General features: G+C 45.3%; 27 protein-coding genes and 1 pseudogene. 5 read left to right on the top strand and 23 right to left on the bottom strand.

Annotation, left to right across the window (positions count from 1 at the left end):
- Positions 1-62 precede the first annotated feature (62 nt).
- On the top strand, positions 63-425 hold the full coding sequence (locus HH682_RS16130; protein WP_420826214.1) for a glycosyltransferase family 8 C-terminal domain-containing protein: 363 nt from the start codon (positions 63-65) through the stop codon (positions 423-425).
- Positions 426-665: 240 nt separating this feature from the next.
- On the opposite strand, the gene HH682_RS12255 is transcribed toward HH682_RS16130, so the two are convergent.
- Entirely contained in the window at positions 666-1,850 is a 1,185-nt protein-coding gene (locus HH682_RS12255; RefSeq protein WP_214237827.1) for an amino acid aminotransferase, read from the bottom strand.
- A 128-nt stretch (positions 1,851-1,978) separates the two neighbouring features.
- Positions 1,979-3,382 carry a replicative DNA helicase gene (gene dnaB / locus HH682_RS12250; RefSeq protein ID WP_214237826.1) on the bottom strand — a complete coding sequence of 468 codons (1,404 nt, stop codon included), beginning with the start codon at positions 3,380-3,382 and terminating at the stop codon, positions 1,979-1,981.
- 105 nt (positions 3,383-3,487) lie between these two features.
- On the opposite strand from dnaB, the pseudogene HH682_RS12245 reads away from it, so the two are divergent.
- Positions 3,488-4,470: pseudogene (locus HH682_RS12245) on the top strand (NADPH:quinone reductase).
- Between the two features lie 115 nt (positions 4,471-4,585).
- Here HH682_RS12245 and dusA read toward each other — a convergent pair.
- Positions 4,586-5,638, bottom strand: coding sequence for a tRNA dihydrouridine(20/20a) synthase DusA (dusA, locus tag HH682_RS12240; protein ID WP_214237825.1), 1,053 nt, complete (start codon positions 5,636-5,638; stop codon positions 4,586-4,588).
- Positions 5,639-5,739: 101 nt separating this feature from the next.
- Between dusA and HH682_RS12235 the strand changes: the two genes are divergently transcribed.
- A complete protein-coding gene (locus HH682_RS12235) occupies positions 5,740-6,819 on the top strand; it encodes a tyrosine-type recombinase/integrase (protein WP_214237824.1) in 1,080 nt (359 codons plus the stop codon).
- Positions 6,820-6,893: 74 nt separating this feature from the next.
- On the top strand, positions 6,894-7,139 hold the full coding sequence (locus HH682_RS12230; protein WP_214237823.1) for a DinI-like family protein: 246 nt from the start codon (positions 6,894-6,896) through the stop codon (positions 7,137-7,139).
- 150 nt (positions 7,140-7,289) lie between these two features.
- Here HH682_RS12230 and HH682_RS12225 read toward each other — a convergent pair whose 3' ends face one another.
- Positions 7,290-7,586 carry a hypothetical protein gene (locus tag HH682_RS12225; RefSeq protein ID WP_214237822.1) on the bottom strand — a complete coding sequence of 99 codons (297 nt, stop codon included), beginning with the start codon at positions 7,584-7,586 and terminating at the stop codon, positions 7,290-7,292.
- Positions 7,587-7,703: 117 nt separating this feature from the next.
- On the opposite strand from HH682_RS12225, the gene HH682_RS12220 reads away from it, so the two are divergent.
- Positions 7,704-8,576: a glycosyltransferase family 32 protein gene (locus HH682_RS12220; protein ID WP_214237821.1), complete on the top strand. Its 873-nt coding sequence runs from the start codon at positions 7,704-7,706 to the stop codon at positions 8,574-8,576.
- A 6-nt stretch (positions 8,577-8,582) separates the two neighbouring features.
- Here HH682_RS12220 and HH682_RS12215 read toward each other — a convergent pair whose 3' ends face one another.
- The 19 genes from HH682_RS12215 to HH682_RS12125 form a co-directional block, all read right to left on the bottom strand.
- A complete protein-coding gene (locus tag HH682_RS12215) occupies positions 8,583-8,852 on the bottom strand; it encodes a hypothetical protein (protein WP_214237820.1) in 270 nt (89 codons plus the stop codon).
- An 11-nt stretch (positions 8,853-8,863) separates the two neighbouring features.
- Positions 8,864-11,335: a hypothetical protein gene (locus HH682_RS12210; protein ID WP_214237819.1), complete on the bottom strand. Its 2,472-nt coding sequence runs from the start codon at positions 11,333-11,335 to the stop codon at positions 8,864-8,866.
- A gap of 51 nt (positions 11,336-11,386) precedes the next feature.
- Entirely contained in the window at positions 11,387-14,467 is a 3,081-nt protein-coding gene (locus HH682_RS12205) for a host specificity factor TipJ family phage tail protein (protein WP_214237818.1), read from the bottom strand.
- On the bottom strand, positions 14,464-14,844 hold the full coding sequence (locus tag HH682_RS12200) for a nitrite transporter (protein ID WP_214237817.1): 381 nt from the start codon (positions 14,842-14,844) through the stop codon (positions 14,464-14,466). Before HH682_RS12200 ends, HH682_RS12205 begins: the two co-directional genes overlap by 4 nt.
- 9 nt (positions 14,845-14,853) lie before the next feature.
- Positions 14,854-15,336, bottom strand: a complete 483-nt coding sequence (locus tag HH682_RS12195; RefSeq protein ID WP_214237816.1) for a DUF1833 family protein — start codon at positions 15,334-15,336, stop codon at positions 14,854-14,856.
- Positions 15,333-15,803 (bottom strand): hypothetical protein, encoded by a 471-nt coding sequence (locus HH682_RS12190; protein WP_214237815.1) that lies wholly within the window; start codon positions 15,801-15,803, stop codon positions 15,333-15,335. The genes HH682_RS12195 and HH682_RS12190 overlap by 4 nt, the downstream gene beginning before the upstream one ends.
- Entirely contained in the window at positions 15,803-18,262 is a 2,460-nt protein-coding gene (locus HH682_RS12185) for a phage tail tape measure protein (protein ID WP_214237814.1), read from the bottom strand. The genes HH682_RS12190 and HH682_RS12185 overlap by 1 nt, the downstream gene beginning before the upstream one ends.
- A gap of 34 nt (positions 18,263-18,296) precedes the next feature.
- On the bottom strand, positions 18,297-18,677 hold the full coding sequence (locus HH682_RS12180) for a hypothetical protein (RefSeq protein WP_214237813.1): 381 nt from the start codon (positions 18,675-18,677) through the stop codon (positions 18,297-18,299).
- A gap of 59 nt (positions 18,678-18,736) precedes the next feature.
- Positions 18,737-19,012 carry a phage tail assembly protein T gene (locus HH682_RS12175; RefSeq protein WP_214237812.1) on the bottom strand — a complete coding sequence of 92 codons (276 nt, stop codon included), beginning with the start codon at positions 19,010-19,012 and terminating at the stop codon, positions 18,737-18,739.
- 32 nt (positions 19,013-19,044) lie between these two features.
- Positions 19,045-19,395 (bottom strand): phage tail assembly chaperone family protein, TAC, encoded by a 351-nt coding sequence (locus HH682_RS12170; RefSeq protein ID WP_214237811.1) that lies wholly within the window; start codon positions 19,393-19,395, stop codon positions 19,045-19,047.
- A 34-nt stretch (positions 19,396-19,429) separates the two neighbouring features.
- On the bottom strand, positions 19,430-19,918 hold the full coding sequence (locus tag HH682_RS12165) for a phage tail tube protein (protein ID WP_214237810.1): 489 nt from the start codon (positions 19,916-19,918) through the stop codon (positions 19,430-19,432).
- A gap of 56 nt (positions 19,919-19,974) precedes the next feature.
- Positions 19,975-20,340: a DUF3168 domain-containing protein gene (locus HH682_RS12160; RefSeq protein ID WP_214237809.1), complete on the bottom strand. Its 366-nt coding sequence runs from the start codon at positions 20,338-20,340 to the stop codon at positions 19,975-19,977.
- Positions 20,337-20,822: an HK97-gp10 family putative phage morphogenesis protein gene (locus tag HH682_RS12155; RefSeq protein ID WP_214237808.1), complete on the bottom strand. Its 486-nt coding sequence runs from the start codon at positions 20,820-20,822 to the stop codon at positions 20,337-20,339. Before HH682_RS12155 ends, HH682_RS12160 begins: the two co-directional genes overlap by 4 nt.
- Entirely contained in the window at positions 20,815-21,147 is a 333-nt protein-coding gene (locus HH682_RS12150; RefSeq protein ID WP_214237807.1) for a phage head closure protein, read from the bottom strand. The genes HH682_RS12155 and HH682_RS12150 overlap by 8 nt, the downstream gene beginning before the upstream one ends.
- Entirely contained in the window at positions 21,148-21,429 is a 282-nt protein-coding gene (locus tag HH682_RS12145) for a hypothetical protein (RefSeq protein ID WP_214237806.1), read from the bottom strand.
- A 64-nt stretch (positions 21,430-21,493) separates the two neighbouring features.
- Entirely contained in the window at positions 21,494-21,820 is a 327-nt protein-coding gene (locus tag HH682_RS12140; RefSeq protein WP_214237833.1) for a head-tail connector protein, read from the bottom strand.
- A complete protein-coding gene (locus HH682_RS12135) occupies positions 21,807-22,028 on the bottom strand; it encodes a hypothetical protein (protein ID WP_214237805.1) in 222 nt (73 codons plus the stop codon). Before HH682_RS12135 ends, HH682_RS12140 begins: the two co-directional genes overlap by 14 nt.
- A gap of 42 nt (positions 22,029-22,070) precedes the next feature.
- Positions 22,071-23,300, bottom strand: coding sequence for a phage major capsid protein (locus HH682_RS12130; RefSeq protein WP_214237804.1), 1,230 nt, complete (start codon positions 23,298-23,300; stop codon positions 22,071-22,073).
- Positions 23,301-23,309: 9 nt separating this feature from the next.
- Complete coding sequence (locus HH682_RS12125) at positions 23,310-24,158, bottom strand: head maturation protease, ClpP-related (RefSeq protein ID WP_214237803.1); 849 nt, start codon at positions 24,156-24,158, stop codon at positions 23,310-23,312.

The following is a 24,158-nucleotide window of genomic DNA, read 5'->3' as shown; positions in this document are numbered from 1 at the left end:
AGCACACGGAGATGGAAGCCACAGAAGCACCTCAAAAACACCATCATACACTAAATCAATAAATTGGAGTCATTACCCAAGATGCTATAAATGCTGCGACTTGTGGAACGGTTTTATTCATTAATAATATTTATAACTATATTATCGATCTTAATTATAAATATAAATGCAATAGAAATTTACCCCATAAAAAAGCGGCATTATTCCATTTCGTCGGATTAACCAAACCATGGCACACGTGGTCTATTTTTTATGAGGAATGCTCACCTTTCAAAGTTGCTAAATTATCGTCGCCTTGGCGTGACGAGCCGCTAATCTCCCCTAGAACCAAAAATAATTATAAGTATGCGGCTAAACATCTTAGGTTTAATGGACTTTATCTTAAGTCGATTATAAATTACCTACAGTACAAAGTAATGAGTTAATAAAATGGCTAAACGTGACTTAGTTTATCGGTTTAGCATATCTGGCCACGGTTCAGGGACTACTCGATCAATAAAATAGCTACTTAGTATCGGCGAGTTTTGATGGCACTAGTCGCTATAACAACCTTAACGATTATTGTTTAATCTTTACATCACGGCTGTATTTTGTCACAAAAAGCCCCCCAATAATGGGTTATCCAACTATCGGGGTAACTTCGTAAACTTAAGGCGCCCTCTTTCTTACATCACCTCGGCCATAGCCGTAGCAACTTTTTCAATATTTTGTTGATTCAGGCCAGCCATGCACATTCTTCCACTGCCGATCAGATAAACACCAAACTCTTCACGTAAGTGAACGACTTGCTCTGGGCTTAAGCCGGTGTAGCTAAACATACCCCGTTGGCTTGTTAAGAAACTGAAATCCTTACCCGGAATTTTTTGTTGTAACGCGGTTACCAGTGCTTCACGCATTGCTAAAATACGCAGGCGCATCGCTTCAAGTTCCGCTTTCCAATTCGCGAATAATTGCGCATCAGTCAGAATAGTGGCGACAACTTTAGCGCCAAAAGCCGGTGGGCTCGAGTAATTACGACGCACAGCCGCTTTTAATTGTCCTAATACTCGATCCGCTTCTTCGCTACTTTCACAAGCAACGGATAGGCCCCCTACACGTTCTCCGTAAAGCGAGAAAATTTTCGAGAATGAGTTGCTGACAATGACCGGCAGACCTTGCTGTGCGGCTTGACGAATCGCGTAACAATCGGCCTCAAGGCCCGCACCAAAGCCTTGGTAGGCAATATCCATAAAAGGAATTAGCTTGCGGGCTTTGAGAAGAGCAATAGTCTCATCCCATTGAGCATTAGTGAGGTCTGCGCCAGTCGGGTTATGACAGCAAGGGTGTAGCAAGACGATGCTATGTTCTGGAAGGCTTTTTAGTTTCTCAATAAACCCATTAACGTTAACGCCTTTACTGGTCGTATCGTACCAAGGATAGGTATTCACCGAAAAGCCGGCACCGTTAAATATGGCAATATGGTTTTCCCAAGTTGGATCACTTACCCAAACCTCAGACTCTGGGAAATAGCGTTTAAGGAAATCAGCACCGACTTTTAATGCCCCTGATCCCCCTAAGGTTTGAATTGTGGCAATTTTTGCGGCATCAACCTGCGTACCGAAGAGTAATTGCCCCACGGCTTGGCGATAATTGGCAAGTCCTTCCATCGGAAGATAAACCGATGCTTCATTAATTGACGCTTGTAAACGAGTCTCCGCCTCGGCAACGGCGTTGAGCTGCGGAATAATGCCTTGCTCGGTATAGTACAAACCAATACTTAGATTAACTTTTTCGTCACGCGGATCTTGTTTAAATTTTTCCATTAGCGATAAGATTGGATCGCCAGCGTAAGCGTCAACATTCTGAAACACAGTAGATATCTCCATCATGGGGCTAAAATGCGATAAGCGCCGTTATCAGCGTTACACTACCTTATTATCAAATGCATGAAGAAAGAAGATGTAATCTCGCAAATTTAGATTTTTGATCTACGTTGTCACTATTCTTCGTCGTAATCTGGCCCGGCATAGTTATCAAAACGTGACCACTGTCCGTTAAAAGTGAGACGTACCGAGCCGATAGGACCATTCCGCTGTTTACCAATAATAATTTCAGCAATTCCTTTAAGATCACTGTTTTCGTGATACACCTCGTCACGATAAATGAACATAATCAAGTCGGCATCCTGCTCGATCGATCCTGACTCACGTAAATCTGAGTTTACCGGACGTTTATCCGCGCGTTGCTCAAGAGAACGGTTCAACTGTGACAGAGCAACCACTGGTACATTAAGTTCTTTAGCCAGTGCTTTTAAGGATCGGGAGATCTCGGCGATCTCCAAGGTCCGGTTCTCGGTAAGTGCTGGCACACGCATTAATTGTAGGTAATCGATCATGATCATACTTAACCCATTATTTTCACGATAGATTCTACGTGCACGTGAACGAACTTCCGTTGGGGTTAAGCCTGATGCATCATCAATAAAAATGTTCTTTTTCTCTAATAGAATGCCCATCGTCGCGGAGATGCGCGCCCAATCCTCATCATCGAGTTGCCCGGTCCTAATCTTAGTCTGGTCGACTCGGGACAAGGAAGCCAGCATACGCATCATCAGTTGCTCACTGGGCATCTCTAAGCTAAAGATAAGTACCGGCTTTTCCTGCAACATTGCCGCATTTTCACAGAGGTTCATTGCAAAAGTGGTTTTACCCATCGATGGACGGGCCGCAACAATAATTAAATCTGAACCCTGTAAACCGGCTGTTTTCTTGTTCAGGTCTTGATACCCGGTATCAACCCCCGTTACACCATCATGAGGTGTCGAGACTAAGGCTTCGATACGGTTGATAGTGGCTTCAAGAATTTGCTCAATATTTTGCGGGCCTTCATTCTTATTAGCCCGTTTTTCAGCGATCTTAAACACGCTTGATTCCGCGAGATCCAGCAGATCTTCGCTTGATCGCCCCTGTGGATCAAAACCCGCATCGGCGATCTCATTAGCCACTGAGATCATTTCACGGACTACCGCCCGCTCACGGACAATATCAGCATAAGCCCCAATGTTGGCGGCACTGGGGGTATTTTTTGCCAACTCTGCGAGATAAGCAAATCCGCCAGATAGTTCCAGTTCTCCACGTAGCTCAAGGGATTCAGAGAGGGTAATCAGGTCGATAGGTTGCCCTTGTTCTAGGAGACGGTGCATTTCAGAGAAAATCAGACGATGGGGGCGGCTGTAGAAATCGTCAGCGACAACACGCTCTGAGACATTGTCCCAGCGTTCATTATCGAGCATTAGCCCGCCTAAGACCGATTGTTCAGCTTCCACTGAATGTGGGGGCATTTTTATCCCCTCAAGTTGTTTATCTTGAGGGATCGGTTTGTTAGAGGGTTTATTTCCTGCCATAGTGTTGATACCAGTCGTCAGTAAGGGGCGAGCCCATTATACGGTTTTCGCGCTAATTGTCGCCCCAAGTCTTGGGGAAAGAAAACCTATCTTTTTGGAGAATCTATGGCGAATCGTATCGAATTCCACCAGCATGGCGGCCCAGAAATGCTGCGTTGGACACCCTATGATGTCGGGCAACCGTTGGAGACTGAAGTTATCGTTCGTCATCACGCCATCGGCCTCAACTATATTGATACCTATGTGCGCAGCGGGCTTTATCCCGTTAGCCAGTTTCCCTCTGGATTAGGAACAGAGGCTGCTGGACAAGTGGTCGCAGTTGGCCGTCAGGTCACGCGATTTAAGGTCGGCGACCGTATCGTCTACTGCCAGTCAGGTTTGGGTGCCTATAGCGAATATCACCACGTCGATCAATCAAAAGCCGTGATACTGCCCGAGACAATTAGCTATCAAACCGCTGCCGCTTCTTTTTTGAAAGGTTTAACTGTCTATTATTTATTTCATATGACCCATAAGGTGCAACCGGGCGAGACGCTATTATTTCATGCCGCTGCAGGGGTGTTGGCCTCATCGCCTGTCAGTGGGCAAAAGCCTTGGGCGCCAACCTTATTGGTAGCGTTAGCTCAGAGAGTAAAGCACAGCGGGCACGAGAAGCTGGAGCCTGGTCCACCATTATCACGTCGCAAGACGATATCGCGAAACGTGTGAGTGAACTGACTACAGGGAAGAAAGTTCCAGTGGTCTACGATTCGGTGGGGAAAGCTACCTGGCAAGCTTCATTAGACAGTTTGCAGCCGCGCGGTCTATTAGTAAGTTTCGGTAATGCATCAGGGCCTGTCACCGGAATTGATTTAGCCATACTCAACCAAAAAGGATCTTTGTTTGTGACACGCCCCTCCCTCAATGGCTATATCACGACCCCTGAACAACTTGGTCAAGCCAGCTCCGCACTTTTCACGCTGATCAGCGAAGGGAAAATTGATGTCAGTGTTCCTACAGCACAACAATTTGCCTTGTGTGACGCGGAACATGCTCATCGCGCGCTGGAAGCCCGTGCAACCACAGGTGCTTGCCTACTGATTCCATAAAAAAAGCCTCCCTAATGGGAGGCAATTTTAGTGTAAAAATGTAGGGTCAAAAGGCACATGAATACTCAAGCGGTTACCCCAAATCATGACAGAATATAGTTTAAAAAAACTTAACTTAACTCACACTTTCCCGGTATTGCTGTGAGACTTTTGCTAAGGCTTGTTCTAAAACCGTTAAATCAGCGCCCGCTTTATGTGCATTCTCGCTCAGATGGCGTCGCCATTGACGCGATCCTGGAATACCTTGGAACAACCCTAGCATATGGCGCGTGATATGCCCCAAGTAAGTGCCCTGTGCTAACTCTCTTTCAATATAAGGGTACATGGCCTCGACGGCAGCGACACAATCCACGCTTGGAGTGGAGCGACCGAATAATTGGCGATCAATATCGGCCAACATTCCTGGATTTTGATAGGCTTCGCGTCCAATCATCACGCCATCGAGATGAGTCAAATGTTCTTTGGCTTCTTCAATAGTTTTAATGCCACCATTGATCGCGAGAGTCAGTTGCGGAAAGTCCTTCTTCAGCTGATACACTCGGGGGTAATCCAAGGGTGGGATTTCCCGATTTTGTTTCGGACTTAGCCCCGATAACCAAGCCTTACGAGCATGGATGATAAAGGTATCACACTGACCACGTTCAGCCACTGTACTGATAAAATCACAAAGAAACGCATAGCTGTCTTGCTCATCAATACCAATACGTGTCTTAACTGTCACCGGGATGGAAACCGCGTCTTTCATCGCTTTAATCCCATCCGCCACCAGCGAGGCATCAGCCATTAAGCAGGCACCAAAACGACCGTTTTGTACTCGGTCAGAAGGACATCCAACATTTAAGTTGATTTCATCGTAACCACGAGCTTCGGCAAGGCGAGCTGCATGAGCCAAATCAGACGGCTCACTTCCTCCGAGTTGCAGACAAACAGGATGTTCCTCTTCACTGTAAGCCAGATAGTCCCCTTTACCATGGATGATCGCGCCAGTTGTTACCATTTCAGTATACAATAGGGTCTGTTGCGTCAGCTGCCGCAAAAAATACCGACAATGGCGATCCGTCCAATCCAACATCGGAGCAACGGAAAAACGGTTACTGGGATAAACTGGCGCTATATCGCTAATCAAGCCGCTATTGCTAGGTTCGTACAATTCTTTATTTTCGTGCATTTTTTCTCTTTTTGTCGTATTTTGTCTCCATCAGGACACCACAGAGGACACCTTTGATTTGGTGTCCTCTGTGCTTAAGTCTAACAAGGGACATAATTCAGATGGCGTACTATACCATAGACAAAAGAGCGAAAGCAGATGGCACAGTTCGATATCGCTGCTCAGTTAGCATCAAGAAAAGTGGTAAAAGAATCTTTAACGAAAGCAGAACATTTACCAAGCAAGCCCATGCAAAAACATGGGGTTCTAAACGGGTAATTGAACTCGAACAGTCAGGGATACCTAACCCTAACGATTTAAAAAAAATGATGGTTGGCGACCTGTTAAAACGTTACATCAATGATCCCAACCTCGGCGGAAAAGCCGGACGAACAAAACGCTATGTACTGGATATGTTACTGGACTGCGATATTGCTGAAATCAAACTTACTGAATTTTCAGCCAACCATGTTATTGATCACTGTCGACATAGAAGTTCCACCGGTGCGGGCCCGTCTACGGTCAATCACGATGTAAGTTATCTATCCTCTGTTCTGGGGTCAGCAAAACCAGTTTACGGTATCGACTACACAAAGAATCCTGTTATAGAAGCAAGACCAATTCTCCTCCAAATGGGTTTGATTGGAAAATCTAAAAGGCGTAGTAGACGTCCGGTAAGTGACGAATTAGATAGATTATTAGCTGGTCTTGAGGCTAGAGGTGATCATGCTTCTGCAAAAATCCCTTTCGTTGATATTCTTAATTTTTCCATCCTTAGCTGCATGAGAATTGGAGAAGTATGTAAGATCCGATGGGATGACATTGATGAAAAGCAGAAAGCAGTTGTTGTAAGAGATAGGAAAGACCCAAGGAAAAAGGCAGGGAACCATATGCTTGTCCCTCTACTTGGCGATGCTTGGGACATAGCTCAAAAGCAGCCTAAAACGAGCGATCTTATTTTCCCCTACAACTCGAGATCTGTTTCAGCAGGCTTTCAGCGAGTTAGAAATAAACTAGGTATTGATGATCTTCGTTATCATGACTTACGGAGAGAGGGAGCCAGCAGGTTGTTTGAAGCTGGATTTAGTATTGAAGAAGTAGCTCAAGTAACAGGACACAGGTCCTTAAACGTGCTTTGGCAAGTTTATACAGAGCTTTATCCTAAATCTCTACATGACAAATATCAAATATCGAAAAAATAAAAAACTCTCCTCAATATTGACACTGTATATATACACAGTATTATTGCACTCAATTTTAGTGTGGAGATGGAAGAATGATTGTTGAAATAAAAATTTCTAAAGATAAAGTAAAAGTGATGCCAGTAGGATCTTTGGAGGCTTTACAACGCGAGATGACAAAGAGAGTAGGCATTGTTTATCCTGATGTAGAAGTTATTGTCAAACCATCTAGTAATGATAGTTTGACAGTCCTTAGAGCCCCAGATAAAGATAAAGCAAAAAAATTTGTGGAGAACACCCTACAAAACACTTGGGAAAGTGCCGACGATTGGTTTTATTAATAGCTATCATGGGGTGTCAGGGGTCGGAGGTTCAAATCCTCTCGTGCCGAACAAAAATCCCTAAGAAAAGCAGACACTTACTGCTGCTTTTTTTATGCCTGCGATTTACCAATGGTAAAAAGATGGTAAAAGTCTGGTAAAAGTACAGCGCTAATCGAGGCTTTTAACCCTATAAGTCACCACTCCTAACACTCTGGCATCATCAAGAGCGTCACCCTCGATAATGCCATCGTTAGTTTTAAACCTCCCATGCCCCACTTCGGCAAACATCATCTTTCCATTGAGGTCCAGAAGAACAGTTGCTCCCTTCTTCACTTTATAGCCCGGTTCGGCCACGGCGTATCCCTCATCGGTCGGAATGACGATCGAGGATTGAGTGACATTTATAATCGACTCGGGTGAGAGTCGTTGTTCGACGTAATCTATTGCGGGGGATGGGAAGGCCATAAACCACCAATAAGATTGATCTTAAATGTCATTATGTGCCAATATAATTAAAAAGGTAAATTTATGTCAACTTTATGCCAAGCATTCAAATGTCTGAAGCTGATAATGGCGCTTATTATGCAAAAGCTTTCAGGTGTTCATAACGGCTATGCTCGCTGCCCCACATCACCCAAAATCCTATCTAGAATAGTTCATAAAGAGAAACAGGAAATACCTAAAGTTATTTGGATTTATTGGAATTCCAAAAATTCCTCTAATCTTATCAACTCTGCGGTTTGTAGGATTAGAGAGCTAAATCCTGACCATACCGTAAACCTCCTTAATGACTCTAATTTGCACCAGTACCTCGGTAGTTTTAATTTCCACAATTCATTATCTCATGCGCATAGAGCTGACTTGATAAGACTAATGCTCTTATGTAAATTTGGCGGAATATGGGTTGATGCAACGACATTATGCTACAGCAGCTTTGCTTGGGTTCACGAAATCCAAACAGCAGATTTAGTCGGGTTTTATAGAGACTGCTCAACCGTAGACTATGACTACCCTGTCGTTGAATCTTGGTTTCTTGCATCACCAAAAAACAATCGATTCCTACAACGCTGGCTTGATATTTTCAGCGAAATTAACTCTATAGGTTCGGAGCCTTTTTCAAAGAAATTGAGAGAAAGGGACGACTATAAAGAAAACTGCCAGCACATTACCCACCCTGATTACTTGATGATAAATATTTGCCATCAGATAGCTTCGCGTGAAGTTGATTATAATTACCTGTATAAAAAGGCAGAGGACGGGGCCTTTTACTTCCAGAGAGTTAATAACTGGTCTCCTCATCACAGCGCCCTCTATATGATGATTAACGAAAAACCAGATATCCTCCCTGAAATAATAAAGTTAACACATGGAGATAGAGAGCTTTTACCTATAATCAATAAGCTCCACCTCTTGAACCCTAAAAGTATTATTGGGGAATTCTTAGCCAAATCATGACGCCAGCTATTCACTAAACAGCAATTTGAGGGATTCCTCTGCTTGGTCTAGAGGATTTCCCTGCCCACTGTAATTATATGAAAGCCTAAATGACTGAGAGGTGATTTTATTATCTATAGCCATAGCAAACTCTGCCGTCGCTATCTGCCCATCAAAATCTACTAACCTCTGCACAGAGTATTCGACGGCAACCTCTTTTTCATCATCATCAGTTACAGTTCCCAGGTCACCATATACTTTACTGACCAATACTTTTTGATTAACTATTACAGACATGAAACACCTCTTTATGAGTTAGTTATAGCTGAATTATCAGATACTCGAAGCCAGTTTGTACCGTTGCTATAAGCTAAACATGTACTACCTGTAGAAGAACCATTACTAACAACTATTAGAGAGTAATAGTTTGTTCCGGATGCTGATGGTAGCGCGGATTTAGTATAAACAGGGACTCTCGTTCCATCTGCAGATAAAGGGATATTGTAACGTTGGCCATTGTTATAAATGGGTAATACCCTAGTTTGCCCTGACGCCCCTTCTGCATAGGTAACCGGTGTATCAAATAGCATATGGCCAGTATTCATATTCATACCATAACCATATGTATTATTATGAATGGTATGTATCGCCGATGCTGTGATTAAGTCGGCTACTGTACTAATATCCTGAATATAGGAGCCGCTAAAGGTATAATAAGACACCGCACCATTTTGATAATTTGGAGCATCTGAGTCAGACCTGACGAATATACCCATGCTATTGGAATATTGGGTAATCTGTATATATATAGCGATCTGCTTGGTAGAGTTATTTAATAATTTCCATTTAACTCCGGCCACGCCTGAAGAGTTTTCATTACTCCATGCCACTGCTGGGGTTGTGGTCACACCTTTATTCTGAATTCTTATTTTACAGACTCCAGTCCCGCTACCGCTTCCTGCAGCACTAGTTTTTGAAGTCGGATCAGAGTTATATCCTAGAGCTCCTTGTATTTCTATCACCATACCATGAGCAACATATTGTGGTGAGAAAACACCAAGATAATACCAACCGTTACCCCCTCCTATTCTTGATTCTGGCAGGATCATATGGTGGGCTTCTGCACCTTTATTCAAGACAAAGGATGGCTGTTCAATTAATCCACCATTGGCAAACCTCGTGTCATTAATCCAAGAAGGTATAGTTAGGTTTAACGCGGCAACCTCAGCGGCTCCGAGAGTGTAATCTATTGGAGTGCCAAGCTTATAATCCCCCCACACATCTCTTATTCTCGACATGTAGGCATATACAGGATTAGTTGTACTTTCAATAGCAAGGTTAGTGATGTTCCACATGCCATAAGCAATATTTGCCGGGTAATCTGAGTGCTCAATCCAGCCATTATTGATAACGCTGTAATAACATAGTGGGGCAAGTATCGCCGGTTTTGCCGAACTACCACTTAAATGGTATTGAATATTGAAGTTGCTCAGTTCAATAGCTGTGGATGTTAGCCATGAGCCAGCGCTCGTCCCGCTTGGTAGAACTCTCAGGAAAGAGTCGTGAGTATACTCCGTGTAGAATTGGTCAAGCTTAGAATCTAGGGTGTCTAGGAAATCTAAAGATACCCCGCCCATATAGCTCGCGTAAAATTTAGATATGCGCAACCACATGGGGCGAGTCTTACTGGTAATAAACTTACGTGTATTGACTCCTTTATCGTAGCCGCCATAAATACCAACTTGGCTCATATCTACAATATGTGAGTTAACCGTTATGCAATAAGCATCATCAGCACCGGTAAGGTTTATCATTGTTGGAGTCTGCCGACCATGCTCATACTCGCCACCACCTCTGAGCCTGAATGGGAAGTCGGTTGGCAAAGAGCTGAGGTCTGCTTGAGATATATTCCATGCACCCGTAGGTATTTTCATACCCGCGCCATATGAAGGAGAACTTAAACTACTCAAATACTTCGCATAATTTTCCAACGAAACGCTGCAATCATATTCTAGCGAGGGAATATCGGCAGGCAGCCCTCCAAAATCAGTAATATCTAAGTCTTCAGGGTTGCCGATCCTCTTCCAATACCAGGTGTCGTTTACTTTTGCTATGACTCCACCGTCATCGCTTTTAGTTCCTTTAACTGATACAAACTCTCCGCCGCCTAAGTTATATCCTTCATGCCATGAAGACAACTTTATCTTTTGGCCTTCGTACTGAGGTTGTAGTGCGGCTAAATCTGAAAATGAAGCTACCTCCCCTATATAGGAAGTCCCGTAAACGCTTCCTATCTCTTGCCTTAAATCTCCTTCACCTATAGCAACTAAATGAGTAACGTCTGTTGACCATGAGTCACTATCGACCCCAGTAGTTGTATAAGGTAGCTCTGTATCAGCATTTACTCTATACAATTGACCATCATAAGCTGTAATTTGGTTTCTTTCAGTGAAGGTGATAGGGCCCTGATTATAGTCTGCCAAATGCTGATATCCAGAACTCAAAAGAAACCTTAAAAATCTATCCTTCTGAGAGGCAATTTGAATCTCAAATCGACTTTTCTCGGACAATAGCTCAGCGTCGAAATCGCTTTGATTTTTTTCTAACAGTCTTTCAGAGTCTTTCTCGATTCCATGCCACGTTTTACGCGCACGACCAAACCGGTCAGGCCAATTTTCACTATCAACGTCACTTACGTAGTGATCAGCAATGGTGGAGTTATCAAGTAGGTCACGTGGATCGGTAGACCCGGGAGGGTTCCCAGTATTGAAATTTGCCATCAATAGGCCTCATTTATGAAAAAACCCGCCGAAGCGGGTTGATTGAATGTGTTAGCTGACGTTACCAGGATAGGTATCGTCATCGTGTTGGTAGAATTTAGGGTCGTAGCTCAGTGCGGTGACTTGGCACGTTCCATCAGCGTCTGGTGATATTTCAGAGATTAACGTGTCGTATCCTGCGTTTTCTGAGCTACAGAACATCACCCGTGGCGGTTCGATTGATCCTGAATCCATTTCCCATAATTCGGGTGATAAGTCAGTGCTATTCGGTACCGTAAAGGTGAAGTCATCTACTCGAGTTGGTGTGAGTAGCCCTACCGCACTGCCATCTTGTAACCGAAATAACACTCGCGGATTAGAGAATGTCCAGTCAAGGCGCTCCGATGTCTCAATCGTCACTAGTGAATCGGTATATTGCATACCGACCACTAAACAACTAATCGTATTACTACCGGGGATATCATCGGTCATTACCACCCTGTCACCGTAGCGATAACACAGCGCGTCGAGTTCAGTGGAGGTTGAATAGGTGCAACGCTGATAGATGTATTTCATCAAGCGGCGCATCCCAATACGATAAGCTCTGTCCGCAGTCACTACGCCATCAAGCTTATAGCTCTCAACTTTATTCGGAGTTGGATTATCCGAAGTACGGCACTGCACCGTTTCCTCAGCCCATGTTAATGAGCTGATATAGGTCACATCAACGCCGTCATAATCATCCGATGTAGATGCCTTGAATGCGGTAGTCAGCTCCTCGGTAGTTTCCTGAGGTGTGATAACGCCGCTCCAGTTCTTTACACCTTCACGCCCGACCGTTGCTAGCCCATCACTAAGATGAAAGTACCCCATCCCCGCAGTCGCAATCTTTTGCAAGATATCGAGCATAGAGGTGCTGTCACTATTAGTCGAGTAATCGAAGGACTCTTTACGAGGAGTCCAGCAATTGGCCTCCAGTGCATTGATTGCAGCGGTATCAATCTGCGCATCTGTCGTGGAGAGTAAATGGTTAAGCGCCCCGCTGATGCTTCTAGATGGGTAACCGTCATAAAGGCGTGTAGCAACTACGTTTACCCGTCGGTCAGATTGCGCTGCTAGCCGGGTGCCGGTGCGAACGGTCACTGCCATAGTGGTAATGTCTGCATAGCTATTAGGACGTGCGGTTAACTTGGCTCGCATGGCTTGCCACATAATCGAATCGCGATCGGAACCACCTGCCACCTCGCTGATACGCCGAACACGAAACTCGTGCTGACCTTTAGTGGGAAGTGTGAAAACCTCCGTAAAGCCAATCTCGTTAATCGTACTTGAGCTATACCGCTTAGTAATTTCAGTCCAGCTACCACCAGTGATGCGATACTGAATAGCAATGTCAACTGAGTTGCTTTTTATGTGTCCTTTTTTACTTATACTGGCCAAGCCATTAGGAAAGACAAAGTTCATCTCGACTGTTGACGTGGTCTCACCGTCTGGACAGCAAAGAAAAGGCCCCATCCAGTTATAATCGTCGTTGTCTCCGGTCACGCTTGAATCAAGTAGTGTGCGCTCAGTGAAACCGGGCCAATTGGCATCTACGACTAAGGAAATGGCATCACTGTTTTCGACTAGCCGCTCAACAGTAATGGTCAGACCATCAATCGCAGTGATGCGATATTTATTACCCCTAGCTCCGATTGATGCGCGAATGCTTCCCGTTGGCACACCGTTAAATGGTGTGCTTAGGTTACGATCGTAAGCTAGGGTGATTGATGGTAATACTTCTGGTGTGCCGCCTGATGAAGCAACACCGTTAACGATAACGGGTGAATTACCAAACAGTGATGCGGGCAAGACAGTGTACCCAATATTATTGCCGCTATAAGGGCTGCTTTTCTCTCTAATCGCGAGCAGTGTATTGTCGCCTGAAGCAATTAAACCCGAACCGGTCAATTGGTCGGTAATTTCGTCGGTCAGTCCCTGCATCGTTACATAGTTAGCCGTGAGGCTAATGACATAACTAGCCTCCGCCCAAGTAAGCGTGAAAGAGACTGCTTGTGAGCTAAAGTCATAGGTGGTCGGCGCTGAGTTACCAGTAATGCTAGCCGCATTGCCGCCCTCACCCGGCACGGCCGCAGAGCCTTTATTGTATGAAGCAACATAAAGGTCATACGAGTAATCATTCCACACCGCTGTCACAGGGAAGTTAACGTATGGCGCTAACTCGTTGAAGTCCCCATAAATCACAGAATGACCGCCCTCACTCGCTGCCGTATAAGTATCAGGTGCTTCAATAATAATGTCTGCGCCTACCTTCCAGCTATCTGGCACACTGCTGTCATCATTGGTGTCGTCATCGTCATCTGAGGTTTCACCGACCAATGTGATGGTGTTGCCCGACACGACAACAGCGTCAGAATTTATGCTGACACTGCTCGGCCCCGTAGAGGCTAAATCAAGGCCAGAGGTACCCGATGTGGTATTACCTACCTCTGTAGAGTTGTACCAGTTATCAGCCCTCACCTCGCCACTAATATCAGCACCAGGAGGATATATCTTTACAGAGATATCATCACCGAAACTCGCTATCGGCGTATTACCGATTTTGATATCGCTCTGACTGATTTGCAGGTTTCCAACCCCAAGGCTTAGAAACATTTGGGTGCGGTATATTTGCCTATCGTTGCTATCAAAGCGACTAACCGGCTGCACAAGATAATCAGGGTAAACTCGGTATTTACCGAATATTTCCCGTATCGGGTCGCCAAGTTTAGCCGTGTTCGCCTTGGCAGGATTTAGATCTAACTGGTCACCATTTGCTGAACTGCCCCCCATGGTATTCATCTGCGACATCATGTAAATCGAGTAAGCGGCGGAGGCGATCGCCACACCGACTGCAACCCATGCCGCGATTTCTAATCCGGTACCGTAGGGCTTTGGGTAGACGCAGACATTATCATCATGCGTAATTTCGAATTCAGGCCAATTATCACTCTGAACTGGATGCCCGTTCACCTCAATAACGATTGGATGCTCATCACGTTCACTAAACCCTGTGACATTTTGAGTCAGCCATTTATCTATCGTACAGTTTGAATGCTGATGAGTCTCAATCGGCTCACCGGGCAAGCGTGACGGATAAATACGAATCGTCATTTCCAATACTCCACGCGATGGTAAAGACCTTTTAAACGAGACAACGGCATAAAAGTGACATTACGCTTCGGATTACACTCGGCAATACTCAGCTCACCATCGATTAATACAACAATACCGACGTGGGTTACCAGCCTACCTGTAAAGCACGCAACCCCAGCCCCGACTTCCGGCTCACAACGCGTTAATGTCGTCATGAATTTTTTCGCTTCACTATCCAGACCATTATCGTCTTTGGTTATGCCCGCGAACTCAGGCCATTTAGGAAGTGATAGGTCGCTGCGAATTTCATTAATTAAGCCAAAGCAGTCAATTTCAGGGAATACGCGACCGCCCTTCAGCCATTTAGCCGAGAGGTATTTATCAGGAGTAAACATGAATTATCCTTATTGCAGGTGACGTAGTCCGGGATGATTAACGAGGTTATATCGGTTACGTGGCCACGCACTATCGAGCCAGTTCATGTAACCTGCGGTGATTTGTGCTTGTAGTGATGTCCACTGCCCTGACTTAATCGCCATGGTATAAGGCACTGACGAGGGACTGCTCAAATCAGTTGAGATGTACTGCCGATAGGTCACTGTAGCCCTCATTTTTGTGTTTACGGCCTTACGAATAGCCGTCGACACTAATCCGTCAACATTACTCAGCGCAAACTTAAGATCTTGAGTACCATCAGTGTTACGCTTAGGTAGTGCTATATCCATGGGGCAGGCTATAAAGGTTACCTTTTCGCCCGCTTCCGTGGTCGCGGTAATATCGTCATACCCTTGGCAAAGCAGGAACACATTATCACCAACATTAATCTGCAGTGTGTTGATGATAACCTCCGGACCAGAAGAAGCGTAAAGGCGATTTAACACTGTCATGCTTGTGGCCACTCCCTGTTAATAGCGATATCGATGATATCCGAACCGATAAGTAACTCTGGGTAATTACCCCAATCGACAGGCGGCAAAGGTCTTTCCCATAGCTCGATATTGGCTGAATAGCGCCAATAAATGCCTCCTTCGGGCGTGGGACCTTCGTAGATATCGGTAAAACGGCACAGATAGTTTTTATTACCAATAGGTGTGAGCAATGGCATATTGAACCAAATCGCACCGTCTTTCAGCGCATCACGGAACCAAGCTTCAAATACTTGCGACTGCTTATCATCAAATATCCATTGGATATCGGTAACCGTTGGTGTTGATGTGTACTTCCTGCGTTGCCTAGCTCGACCAGAGGTTAAGTCTGTTCTTCGTAAAGGTGAGACTGGCTTAAGCCCAAAACTATCTTTTAACGGGCAAGGTAGGTATTTAGTCGGGTAATAAACATTGCTGGTGATAGCCATTATGTCTTTTTAACCCCCGCATTAGTTTTAGCCATCATCGCTTTATGTAAACTTCCCGATTGAGTGGCGATTGAGTTAACTGACATCTGGTAGCCTTGCCTCGCGCCATCGGAAGCAGCTTTCTTCATCATCGCTATTTGAGCATCCGAAGGATTGCCATTAACATGAAAAGTCATGTTAGGAGAAAAAGTTGATGATGGCCTAGACTCTGAGGCTACACGATTTAAAGAATTAGAGACTCTGCCACTGCGCATAGCTTCAAGCGTTCCAACACCGATCCTACTCGTGCTAGCCGCGTCAAAAACGAACTCTTTACCGTGAACAATACCAGCCACCTGACTAGGATCCATTGATCCAGTAAATCCCCCATCAGAGAAACCGGGAAGATTTACACCTAAATCAAGAGAGCTGCCAATACTACTAACAGCTGTTCCAGAGTAACCAGCGGCAGCGCCACCACCAAACAATGAACCACCAATCCCCATTATTGCTTTGGTGATTAGCGCCTGAGTTGCCATTTGAATAAGCGTATGAATAACATTTTGCCCAAGCTCACTAATTAAACTGGACATTCCTTTTTTAAATGACTCAGTTCCATTAAGAATGCTTGTGAAATTATCAGTAATGCTTGAGGAGAGTCCGTTCAGAATATCGCTAGTAGCGTTGGTAGCCATCTGCATATAGTTAGAATTTTCATCAACAAAATTCTTTAACCCATCCGTTACGCCATCCTGCCAATTATCACTTAACTTATCGATGTTGTCGTAATAGTCTTGCTGATCTTGAAGTCTCTGCTCAAGAGCACTTTTAAGCGCAGCAGACTCTTTATCGTAGGCATCTTTATTTCCGTCCTCACTGTATTGCTTATTTAGCTCAAATTGCTGATTGGTGAAGTCCTGGCGAATTGAGGCTAATTGCTTAAGGCGATCACGTGTTTTATCACCCATTCCGGCACCAATAAAGTCAGCATCAAGCCCCTGCTTATTATTGGCGTTGCTTTCATTGAGCGTTGCTACATAGGCAGCAACCTTAGCATTATCCTCGTTGGCTTTTTTGACAGCATTAAGACGATCAACCTCTGCCGCTAATGACTGTAGCCGCTTTTGCTGAAGGTCATTAAGCCCAGCTAGCTTCCCGGTTGATAAATCAAAAGCTAATTTTTGCTGCTCGGTTACTACTGCTGATTTTTTCCCAGTGGTGTCGATAAGCGCTATCTGTTTGAGATAGGCTTGTTCAGTACTGGCGAATGAGTTGTCTAACTTTAGTGCTGCGTGGTCAACCTTAGGCTTTGGTGGTTTTGGTGGTTTACCGTTGGTATCGCCTTTTTTCAGCGAATATGGGTTATCATCATTAATCCCCATATCCTTTAGCATACTCTGTAGGCCCTTGGCCGCATGAGCTGCCTGATTAGCGTCTTTAATCTTACCAGGTAAAGCATTTAGGAAATTTAATCTATTTTTTAACCTATTTGCTTCGTCAGAGTCACCGCTTCCCGTTGCATCAAGAAACTCAATCCTTTGCGAGACTTGGCCTTTATCTGACTCATTAATTTTCCCAGATAGAGCTGCTGTTCTTTGACCTGTGAGTTGAGCTATGTTTCCTAGTCCCGCCGCAACCTTTGAGACAAAATTAGCTAAATCCAAAGCCCCGCTAACCAGATTTGACATTCCTTGTAACGTGGCAGGGTTTGTTAGAACACTCTCAATATTATTAAGCGATTCATTTATTGGAGATAAATCAATTTGGCTTAATGCAACAACGAATCTATTTTTAAATCCATCAATGCTATCCCCCCAATCCTGAAAAACTTTATTAACTGCCACAAGCTTTTCAATATCTGCATCATCAGGGGCTATACCCAAGTCTGTTGCTTTAGTCTTAAGATCATCAAGTCCTTTTGCTCCATCATTAAGTAACGGCATCAGTTTAGTTAAATCATTCCCTAAACTTTCGTAGATGTTCGTTTTTTCTGCTACATTCATGCCGTCCATTGCTTTCGCTATTGCTAGCAGTGCCTTATCTGGGCCGATATTTTGTAGCTTCTTTGCTGATAAACCAAGAGTGTCTAAGGCCTGAGCTGCTTCGCCTGATTTATTTAAAACTGCATCGCCAATTTTATCGTTAAGATCCTTGAATATATCGGCGATGTTATCGCCAGATAATCCCGCCTTCTCTGCTGCGTACTGCCACTGCATGAGGGCTGATGTTGATACGCCAAGCGATTTAGCCCAGCGGTCTGTTTCAGTAACATGATCGGATGTTGACTTTATAAGTGAGATCGTTCCGGCAGCGACTGCTGACACCGCCGCGCCAATGGCTGTTCCTACGATAGCGGCATCTTTAGAAATTTTCTTTTGCCAGGCATCAGATGCTCTTTCAGCTTTATCCATTCCTCTGACAAATCCACCAACCTCAGCAATGAGATCTATTGTCAGTGTTCCTAATGATTTGCCAGCCATCGGTTTACTCCAAAAAAAACCCGCTCAAGGCGGGTTAAAATTTACATATTTGCTCTATATCACTTAGACTTTCTGGGTCTAGTGAGTTCACAAATAGTGGGGATAATTCTTCGTGTTGTATGCCAAAGAATGGTATGTAATAAAGCGTTTTAGCTCTAACTAAAATGGCAAATTTCTGATAACCATCGTAGGCACCAAATCCATTTTTTCCATTTACCTCGCCACAGACAAACCCCTCTTTCTGGAGGTGTGCTTCACTTTTAAGTACGAACTTAACATTACGGAATTCTGCGCTACTTGGATCTTTTAAAGATGCCTCTACAGCATTCTGTCCCTGCCTTTTTAATTGGTTATCTAGAGGCTTACACCCAGACGCAATCAGTGTCACAAATAAAACGGTAAATATCTTTTTCATCACAATAACCTCGTTATTCAACTTGGTTAATCGTATCTGCAAAAGTATCCTAAAGAAAGCTAGTCCCAGTTTCGCTTAGCATCCCCTAGTGATATTTCTTCCGTTCCCTTATCGCCGCCAATATGAGGGGCAAAGTCAGTTAAGGAAAATGCGGGGGCCTTTTTATCTCGGTAGATATTTGCAATAACCGAAGACACCAACGCAGCCCCCCATTCGGTACGCATCACTGGATTAAGCCCACCATACTTCTGGCGGTACAATAGCCAGGTCTGGTATTCGGTAACCGACATTCGTTCCTGAGCTTCTGCAATGGTGCGGCCCCCAATGCCGTTCATGACGAACTCACACCATATTTCGTCTTCTGCAGTTAGCTCTTTGTCTTTCCCAGATCGTTGACCTGACTAATCGCGATCAGCAAAGCCACTGTTAAATTACCATCGAGAGCGCCGCGCTCTGGGTCAGCTTCACCGGTAATATCTTCAGCAGTAAAAACTGGATGGCCTTTTTCATCACAAATCGAGGCCGCAATACGGCCAGCCACATTATCCACTTTGCCATTACTGGACAGAATATCTGATTTAGCTGAGTGGTAACCAAGAGGACGGATATAGACGGTTGCTACAATGTCGTTCTCACCCTGCTTCCAAGTAATTTCTTTCTCTACCGGGCGGCCGGTGAACGCCCCTGTTTCTTTTAAGCTATCAAGAGTCAGTTTCATGAATTTATCCTAAGCCCGATCGCTCGGGCCTTTATTAAGCTGATTTAGTGAGCCAAGAACCTTTACCAGTGCGCTGGATACTTGCAGAGGTTGTTACTACAGCGTTCGCCTGGAAATCGAAGGGGAAATCTGCCGGGTAACCTTGGAAAACATAAAATGTACGATCAGTCGGGTAGACAATCCCGCCAATGGCGTTATTGGCATCTGCCGCGGCAACCGTTGGCAGCGATGTGCCGTCTGCCCATGCCACAATCCATGTTAATGGCGTATCGTCATCGGCCTCAGCCAGTTGACTCAACATAATGTGGCTTTTATTTTTAGGATCAGCATTCAGCGTTACTGTAGCTTGGCCGGGTGTTTTCAAACCTTTTTTGTAAGTTCGAGAGTCACGCACAGATAAGCAAGTGTCTTCAATTTGGTCTGCTGGGTTCCCACCGGGAGTAAAACCAGTAATACATTCAATTTCTGTGATCACGCCAGCGCTGAGAACTAAAAGCTGTGTCCCCTGGGTTAATACAGACATAGAGATTTCTCCAATAAAAAACCCGCCGTAGCGGGTTGTGTAAGAGTGAAGTGAAATTAACGATGAACAAGCCAATCAATATCGAATGAATAGCGGTACTTCTTAGTTTCACTGTCCATAGTTTGCTGGCCCCACCGAACGACATACGCGACAACTTCAAGTGCATCGCGGATTGCGCTGGCCACGGCTAAAACTTCAGAGTCGCTATTAGCATAAACATCGATCTGGATACTGAAGCGATCAATATCAGGACGATTACCCAGATAGTTCTCAGGCTCTCCACCCACGTTCTGCCATACTACGTAGGGGTAAACCACGTTGTCATAGTGCTGGCCAAAGGGATAGAGCCTGACTGGTGAGGTCCCTAATAACTGCTTAACAGTTGCGTCTTTACTGCAGACAGCAAATATTGGCGCAATCATGGGTCAACTCCCTTTTTCTGTGCTCGCTTAATCGCGCGATCGATGCCTTTTTCATACTCGGTGGTAAAGGTTGAAATAACCTCATTAACACTCGATTCGATGGCCGGGCGCATAATCGGCTGAGCTTTCATTTTCTCGGTACCAAACTCAAGTAATCGCCAGTGCGGTGTGGGTGCGTTCATCCCCTTATCAGGATGATTTTTCAGTACCGCGCCGTGCAATACGCCGACTCTGAAACCAAGGTTACCAGTACGCTTAAATAATCTACCGTTCCAGCGCAAAGCGATGTTATCGGCAATGCTACGACCCGTGTGAGGATCATCGACACGTAACGCATTACTTCTTGCTTTGGCAGCAATAACGTTAGCAGCCTTACGCAGCGCAGCTCTTCCGCTTTTTCTGCGTAAGTCGTCCGATATCTCGCTAAGTTTACCCTTTAGCGCTGCAAGCCCATCGATTTTAAGTTGAACACCATCAGCCATCACTCACGCCCTCCTTTATCGCCAAGGTGAGGTATTCGATGCCGCTTTCGGGATCAGGAAGTACACCAATAATGTCGTAAACTTTACCGCGATAAACAATACGGTATTTATTGGTGATATCGGGACGATAACGAAGCGTGATACGCCCTGTTACTTCGCTCTGCTCTGATTGTGCAGCAATAAACTCACGCACGGAGGATGGGACCACTTCAGCCCAGAGTTTAGCGACTGTACTAAACCCTCTAATGACAGCTCCCGTTTCAGGGTTTTGAGTTTCAATAAATCTCTGTAGCTCAACACGGTGACGGAGTTTTCCAGCGTTCATCTACCGACCTCCTAATGGCCTTTGGACGTGAAGGTAACCTTGTTGCGCTGCATCCGACGTGGCTTTTCTGATCTGAGAAAGTTGCTCTTCTGTTGGCTGACCGTTCAAATAAACCTGAACACGATTCGGTTCGTCTTCCACTACTTCAGAATCATCAATTAACAGGCCTATTAGTTGCTGGTTAGATTCAGCCAGTGCCAGTATTGCCTTTGTCTGAGCTTGCTGGGCTTTCGTCTGTTCGTTTATCGCTAGAATTAGCGCTTCGACCATGGAGTCGTTCATTAGCTAACCTCATCATTTCTTTAACCCACGCGCGGCGGCGCTCACAACCAGCACAAGCCATGAGCTACACTCCGTAAATACGATAGGGTTGGAGTAGTGAATCAACAGCGAGATCGACGGCTGAAGAGCTACCATTGGTGATAACTGCTTCTCTGTTTGCGTACCAGTGCCCCACCAGCATAAGCATTGCAGTCTCAATATCAGCATCATAGAGAAGGCGAAACGGTTCACTCAGATAGTTAACATCGTCTGCTGAGTCGAATAGCTTCCTGCGAGTGTAGGTTTCGACATAACGAGAGGCTGCCTTTATTCTTGCCGAGATCCATTCGTCTTCGTCAGTATCACTACCATCGATTCGGCAATGCAGCTTCACCTGCTCAACTTTCAGCATCATCTACCGCCTTTTTGACACGAACACGTTGTGATGGTTTTGTTACGGAGTCATTCTGGGTAACGATCTCGACCTTTTTGCTATCCGCTAGGGTTGCATAGCCGAGTAAAACAAGTTCACGTCCACGCTGTTCGGTAACTGTGAATAATTCACCTTCAGCGATAACGTCACCTGCTACTAACAGTGGTTTTTTCGCTAGTAGTTTCATAGACCCTCGCTTAAAAGGCGGCAGACTGCCGCCTATCTATCATTACTTCCCGGATGAATTACCAGAAGCTGCCGGTACGGTGAAGTCACCGTAAATGAATGCTTCAGGGCGCTTCACTGCAAGAGCCAAACGTTCTTCGCAACGAATCGAGATCATGTTTTTCTCGAAGTCGTCGGAGTTTTCGGTTGAGATAACGACATTCGCATCTTCACGGTCGAACAGTTGCGCTGCCGCGTTAAATGCACCGGTTAGGAACTTCCCTTGGAAAGCCGCAGCCTCGGTGGCGACAACAGGTAAGCCCCATAACGTTGGTCCGGTTAACGCGGATGGGTTAGCCAGAATGTAGCGACCTAAACTGTCTTTAGTCAGTTCGATTTTCGCCCAATCGATAAAGTGCAGTACATGACCCGAGGCAGGGAACCGTGCAAGCTGAGCTTGTAACATCGCAAGACGCAGATCATCGATACCATTCTGACTCGCAACGGTAAATTGCGCCGCAAACTTAGAGGCTTGCGGGACGATACCTTTTAAATGAGCGCCAGTACCGTCACCGAACAGAATCTCTTGCTCTTCAACATACTTCAGCCCGTACTGCATCTCAGCATCGACAGTTGACTGTAACTGCGCAAAATCATCAAGGATCTGCTTAGATGCTTTAAACATATGAGCGATGGTGGTGACTGGCGTAATCTGTGTTTCAAACTGGATGTCGCTGTACGGCTTAGTCGTACCCTCTGGTACAACTGCCGCTTTATTAGTAAAACCAGTTTGTTGGACCCAGAAGATAGCCGGTGCGCTGGTACGTCCTGGAGCGATAAGGTCGCGAATGAAGAGCCGCTGTTTAGGTGCAGTGTCGATACCAGGCAAACGTTGCGGCTGGACAACATCCTTCGCGACGTCAGTAGACAAAAGTGCTGCGTTAATCGGGACATTAACCCGCTTTCCACCTTCGATACTTGCTGCAAACGCCTTGAGTGCCTCAGAGCTAATGACCGTCTGGCCAACTGTCTGGACAACTTGCTGCGCGTTTGCAAGTGGCATCTGAGCCACATGCTGTTCTAAATCACCGACTGATGCCTTAAGCGTTTTATTCGCTTCTTTTAGTGCGTTAAATTCAGTCGCCATCTTATCCACGGCGTCTTTTGTCTCAGAAGATAATGTGCCAGAAGCTTGCGCTTCCTTCAGTGCTGCCTCTGCTTTTTTGCTATATTTTCCGTCAACTTCTTCCAGTTTTGCGGAAACTTTCTTCAGTAGTTCATTAATATCAGACATAGCTAATCCTTATTGACCAAACGCGGCTAGTGCGTTTTCAAGTTGTTCGATTGATTCGGGATTGATATTTTCGGTAGCGCTCGGCATACCCTCGGGAGTGGCAGCAGCGCCCGGCTTGCTGCCTGCTAAAGCTTTAAGAAGTTTTCGACGCTCAGATCGTGGTGTATCAGATTTAGCTAGCAACGCATCAATCTTGCGCAGTGCTGCACTCGGGCTATCGTCTCCATCGGAGATCTCATCGGCTGATAACAAGCGGTCAGCGAAACCTTTCTCAACTGCATCGCTGCCGCCGATATAGGTCTCTCCGTCCATCATGTTGGCAATATCCTGATTACTTAGGCCAGTGCGGGCAGAATAGATATCGGCCATTGCTTGGTCGAAAGGCTCCATATCGCTCGCAGCCTGAGATAAGTCATGCCTGTTACCCATAGCAATGACCCAGCAATTGTGGATCATCAAAAAAGCCCCTCGTCCAATTTGGATATCGTCACCAGCCATAGCGATCACCGATGCCGCGGATGCGGCTAGCCCCAATACCTTTATGGTGACTTTTCCTTGGTATTCACGAAGCAGGTTATATATGGCTAATCCCTCGAACATATCGCCACCGGGTGAATTGATATTTACCGTGACATCGGCTCCACCAAGCGATCGTAGTGCGCCAGCGATACGGCTAGCTGTTACACCGTCCCCCCAGTAGTCAGCACCAATCACATCGAAAATTGAAATACTGTTGTCATCAGTATTGGCAGCTTTAATCGAACCATCCCAACGCGCCAAAGTTGCAGCAGGTAGATCACGATTTTTAAGCGCAGCAGGTCGCCCCACCGGTGCAGCCGGTAGGCTTTTTATTGTCAT

Origin of the sequence: Rosenbergiella gaditana (genome assembly GCF_018494065.1) — a bacterium.
Classification (GTDB): Bacteria; Pseudomonadota; Gammaproteobacteria; order Enterobacterales; family Enterobacteriaceae; genus Rosenbergiella; species Rosenbergiella gaditana.
The sequence above is the reverse complement of the archived record's forward strand: the minus strand, read 5'-3'. Positions and strand labels throughout refer to the sequence as shown.

Excerpts from the sequence above, each read along its gene's own strand:
- dnaB (WP_214237826.1), bottom strand. The coding sequence starts at position 3,382 with ATGGCAGGAAATAAACCCTCTAACAAACCGATCCCTCAAGATAAACAA.
- dusA (WP_214237825.1), bottom strand. The coding sequence starts at position 5,638 with ATGCACGAAAATAAAGAATTGTACGAACCTAGCAATAGCGGCTTGATT.
- HH682_RS12235 (WP_214237824.1), top strand. The coding sequence starts at position 5,740 with ATGGCGTACTATACCATAGACAAAAGAGCGAAAGCAGATGGCACAGTT.
- HH682_RS12230 (WP_214237823.1), top strand. The coding sequence starts at position 6,894 with ATGATTGTTGAAATAAAAATTTCTAAAGATAAAGTAAAAGTGATGCCA.
- HH682_RS12225 (WP_214237822.1), bottom strand. The coding sequence starts at position 7,586 with ATGGCCTTCCCATCCCCCGCAATAGATTACGTCGAACAACGACTCTCA.
- HH682_RS12220 (WP_214237821.1), top strand. The coding sequence starts at position 7,704 with ATGCAAAAGCTTTCAGGTGTTCATAACGGCTATGCTCGCTGCCCCACA.
- HH682_RS12215 (WP_214237820.1), bottom strand. The coding sequence starts at position 8,852 with ATGTCTGTAATAGTTAATCAAAAAGTATTGGTCAGTAAAGTATATGGT.
- HH682_RS12210 (WP_214237819.1), bottom strand. The coding sequence starts at position 11,335 with ATGGCAAATTTCAATACTGGGAACCCTCCCGGGTCTACCGATCCACGT.
- HH682_RS12205 (WP_214237818.1), bottom strand. The coding sequence starts at position 14,467 with ATGACGATTCGTATTTATCCGTCACGCTTGCCCGGTGAGCCGATTGAG.
- HH682_RS12200 (WP_214237817.1), bottom strand. The coding sequence starts at position 14,844 with ATGTTTACTCCTGATAAATACCTCTCGGCTAAATGGCTGAAGGGCGGT.
- HH682_RS12195 (WP_214237816.1), bottom strand. The coding sequence starts at position 15,336 with ATGACAGTGTTAAATCGCCTTTACGCTTCTTCTGGTCCGGAGGTTATC.
- HH682_RS12190 (WP_214237815.1), bottom strand. The coding sequence starts at position 15,803 with ATGGCTATCACCAGCAATGTTTATTACCCGACTAAATACCTACCTTGC.
- HH682_RS12185 (WP_214237814.1), bottom strand. The coding sequence starts at position 18,262 with ATGGCTGGCAAATCATTAGGAACACTGACAATAGATCTCATTGCTGAG.
- HH682_RS12180 (WP_214237813.1), bottom strand. The coding sequence starts at position 18,677 with ATGAAAAAGATATTTACCGTTTTATTTGTGACACTGATTGCGTCTGGG.
- HH682_RS12175 (WP_214237812.1), bottom strand. The coding sequence starts at position 19,012 with ATGAACGGCATTGGGGGCCGCACCATTGCAGAAGCTCAGGAACGAATG.
- HH682_RS12170 (WP_214237811.1), bottom strand. The coding sequence starts at position 19,395 with ATGAAACTGACTCTTGATAGCTTAAAAGAAACAGGGGCGTTCACCGGC.
- HH682_RS12165 (WP_214237810.1), bottom strand. The coding sequence starts at position 19,918 with ATGTCTGTATTAACCCAGGGGACACAGCTTTTAGTTCTCAGCGCTGGC.
- HH682_RS12160 (WP_214237809.1), bottom strand. The coding sequence starts at position 20,340 with ATGATTGCGCCAATATTTGCTGTCTGCAGTAAAGACGCAACTGTTAAG.
- HH682_RS12155 (WP_214237808.1), bottom strand. The coding sequence starts at position 20,822 with ATGGCTGATGGTGTTCAACTTAAAATCGATGGGCTTGCAGCGCTAAAG.
- HH682_RS12150 (WP_214237807.1), bottom strand. The coding sequence starts at position 21,147 with ATGAACGCTGGAAAACTCCGTCACCGTGTTGAGCTACAGAGATTTATT.
- HH682_RS12145 (WP_214237806.1), bottom strand. The coding sequence starts at position 21,429 with ATGAACGACTCCATGGTCGAAGCGCTAATTCTAGCGATAAACGAACAG.
- HH682_RS12140 (WP_214237833.1), bottom strand. The coding sequence starts at position 21,820 with ATGCTGAAAGTTGAGCAGGTGAAGCTGCATTGCCGAATCGATGGTAGT.
- HH682_RS12135 (WP_214237805.1), bottom strand. The coding sequence starts at position 22,028 with ATGAAACTACTAGCGAAAAAACCACTGTTAGTAGCAGGTGACGTTATC.
- HH682_RS12130 (WP_214237804.1), bottom strand. The coding sequence starts at position 23,300 with ATGTCTGATATTAATGAACTACTGAAGAAAGTTTCCGCAAAACTGGAA.
- HH682_RS12125 (WP_214237803.1), bottom strand. The coding sequence starts at position 24,158 with ATGACAATAAAAAGCCTACCGGCTGCACCGGTGGGGCGACCTGCTGCG.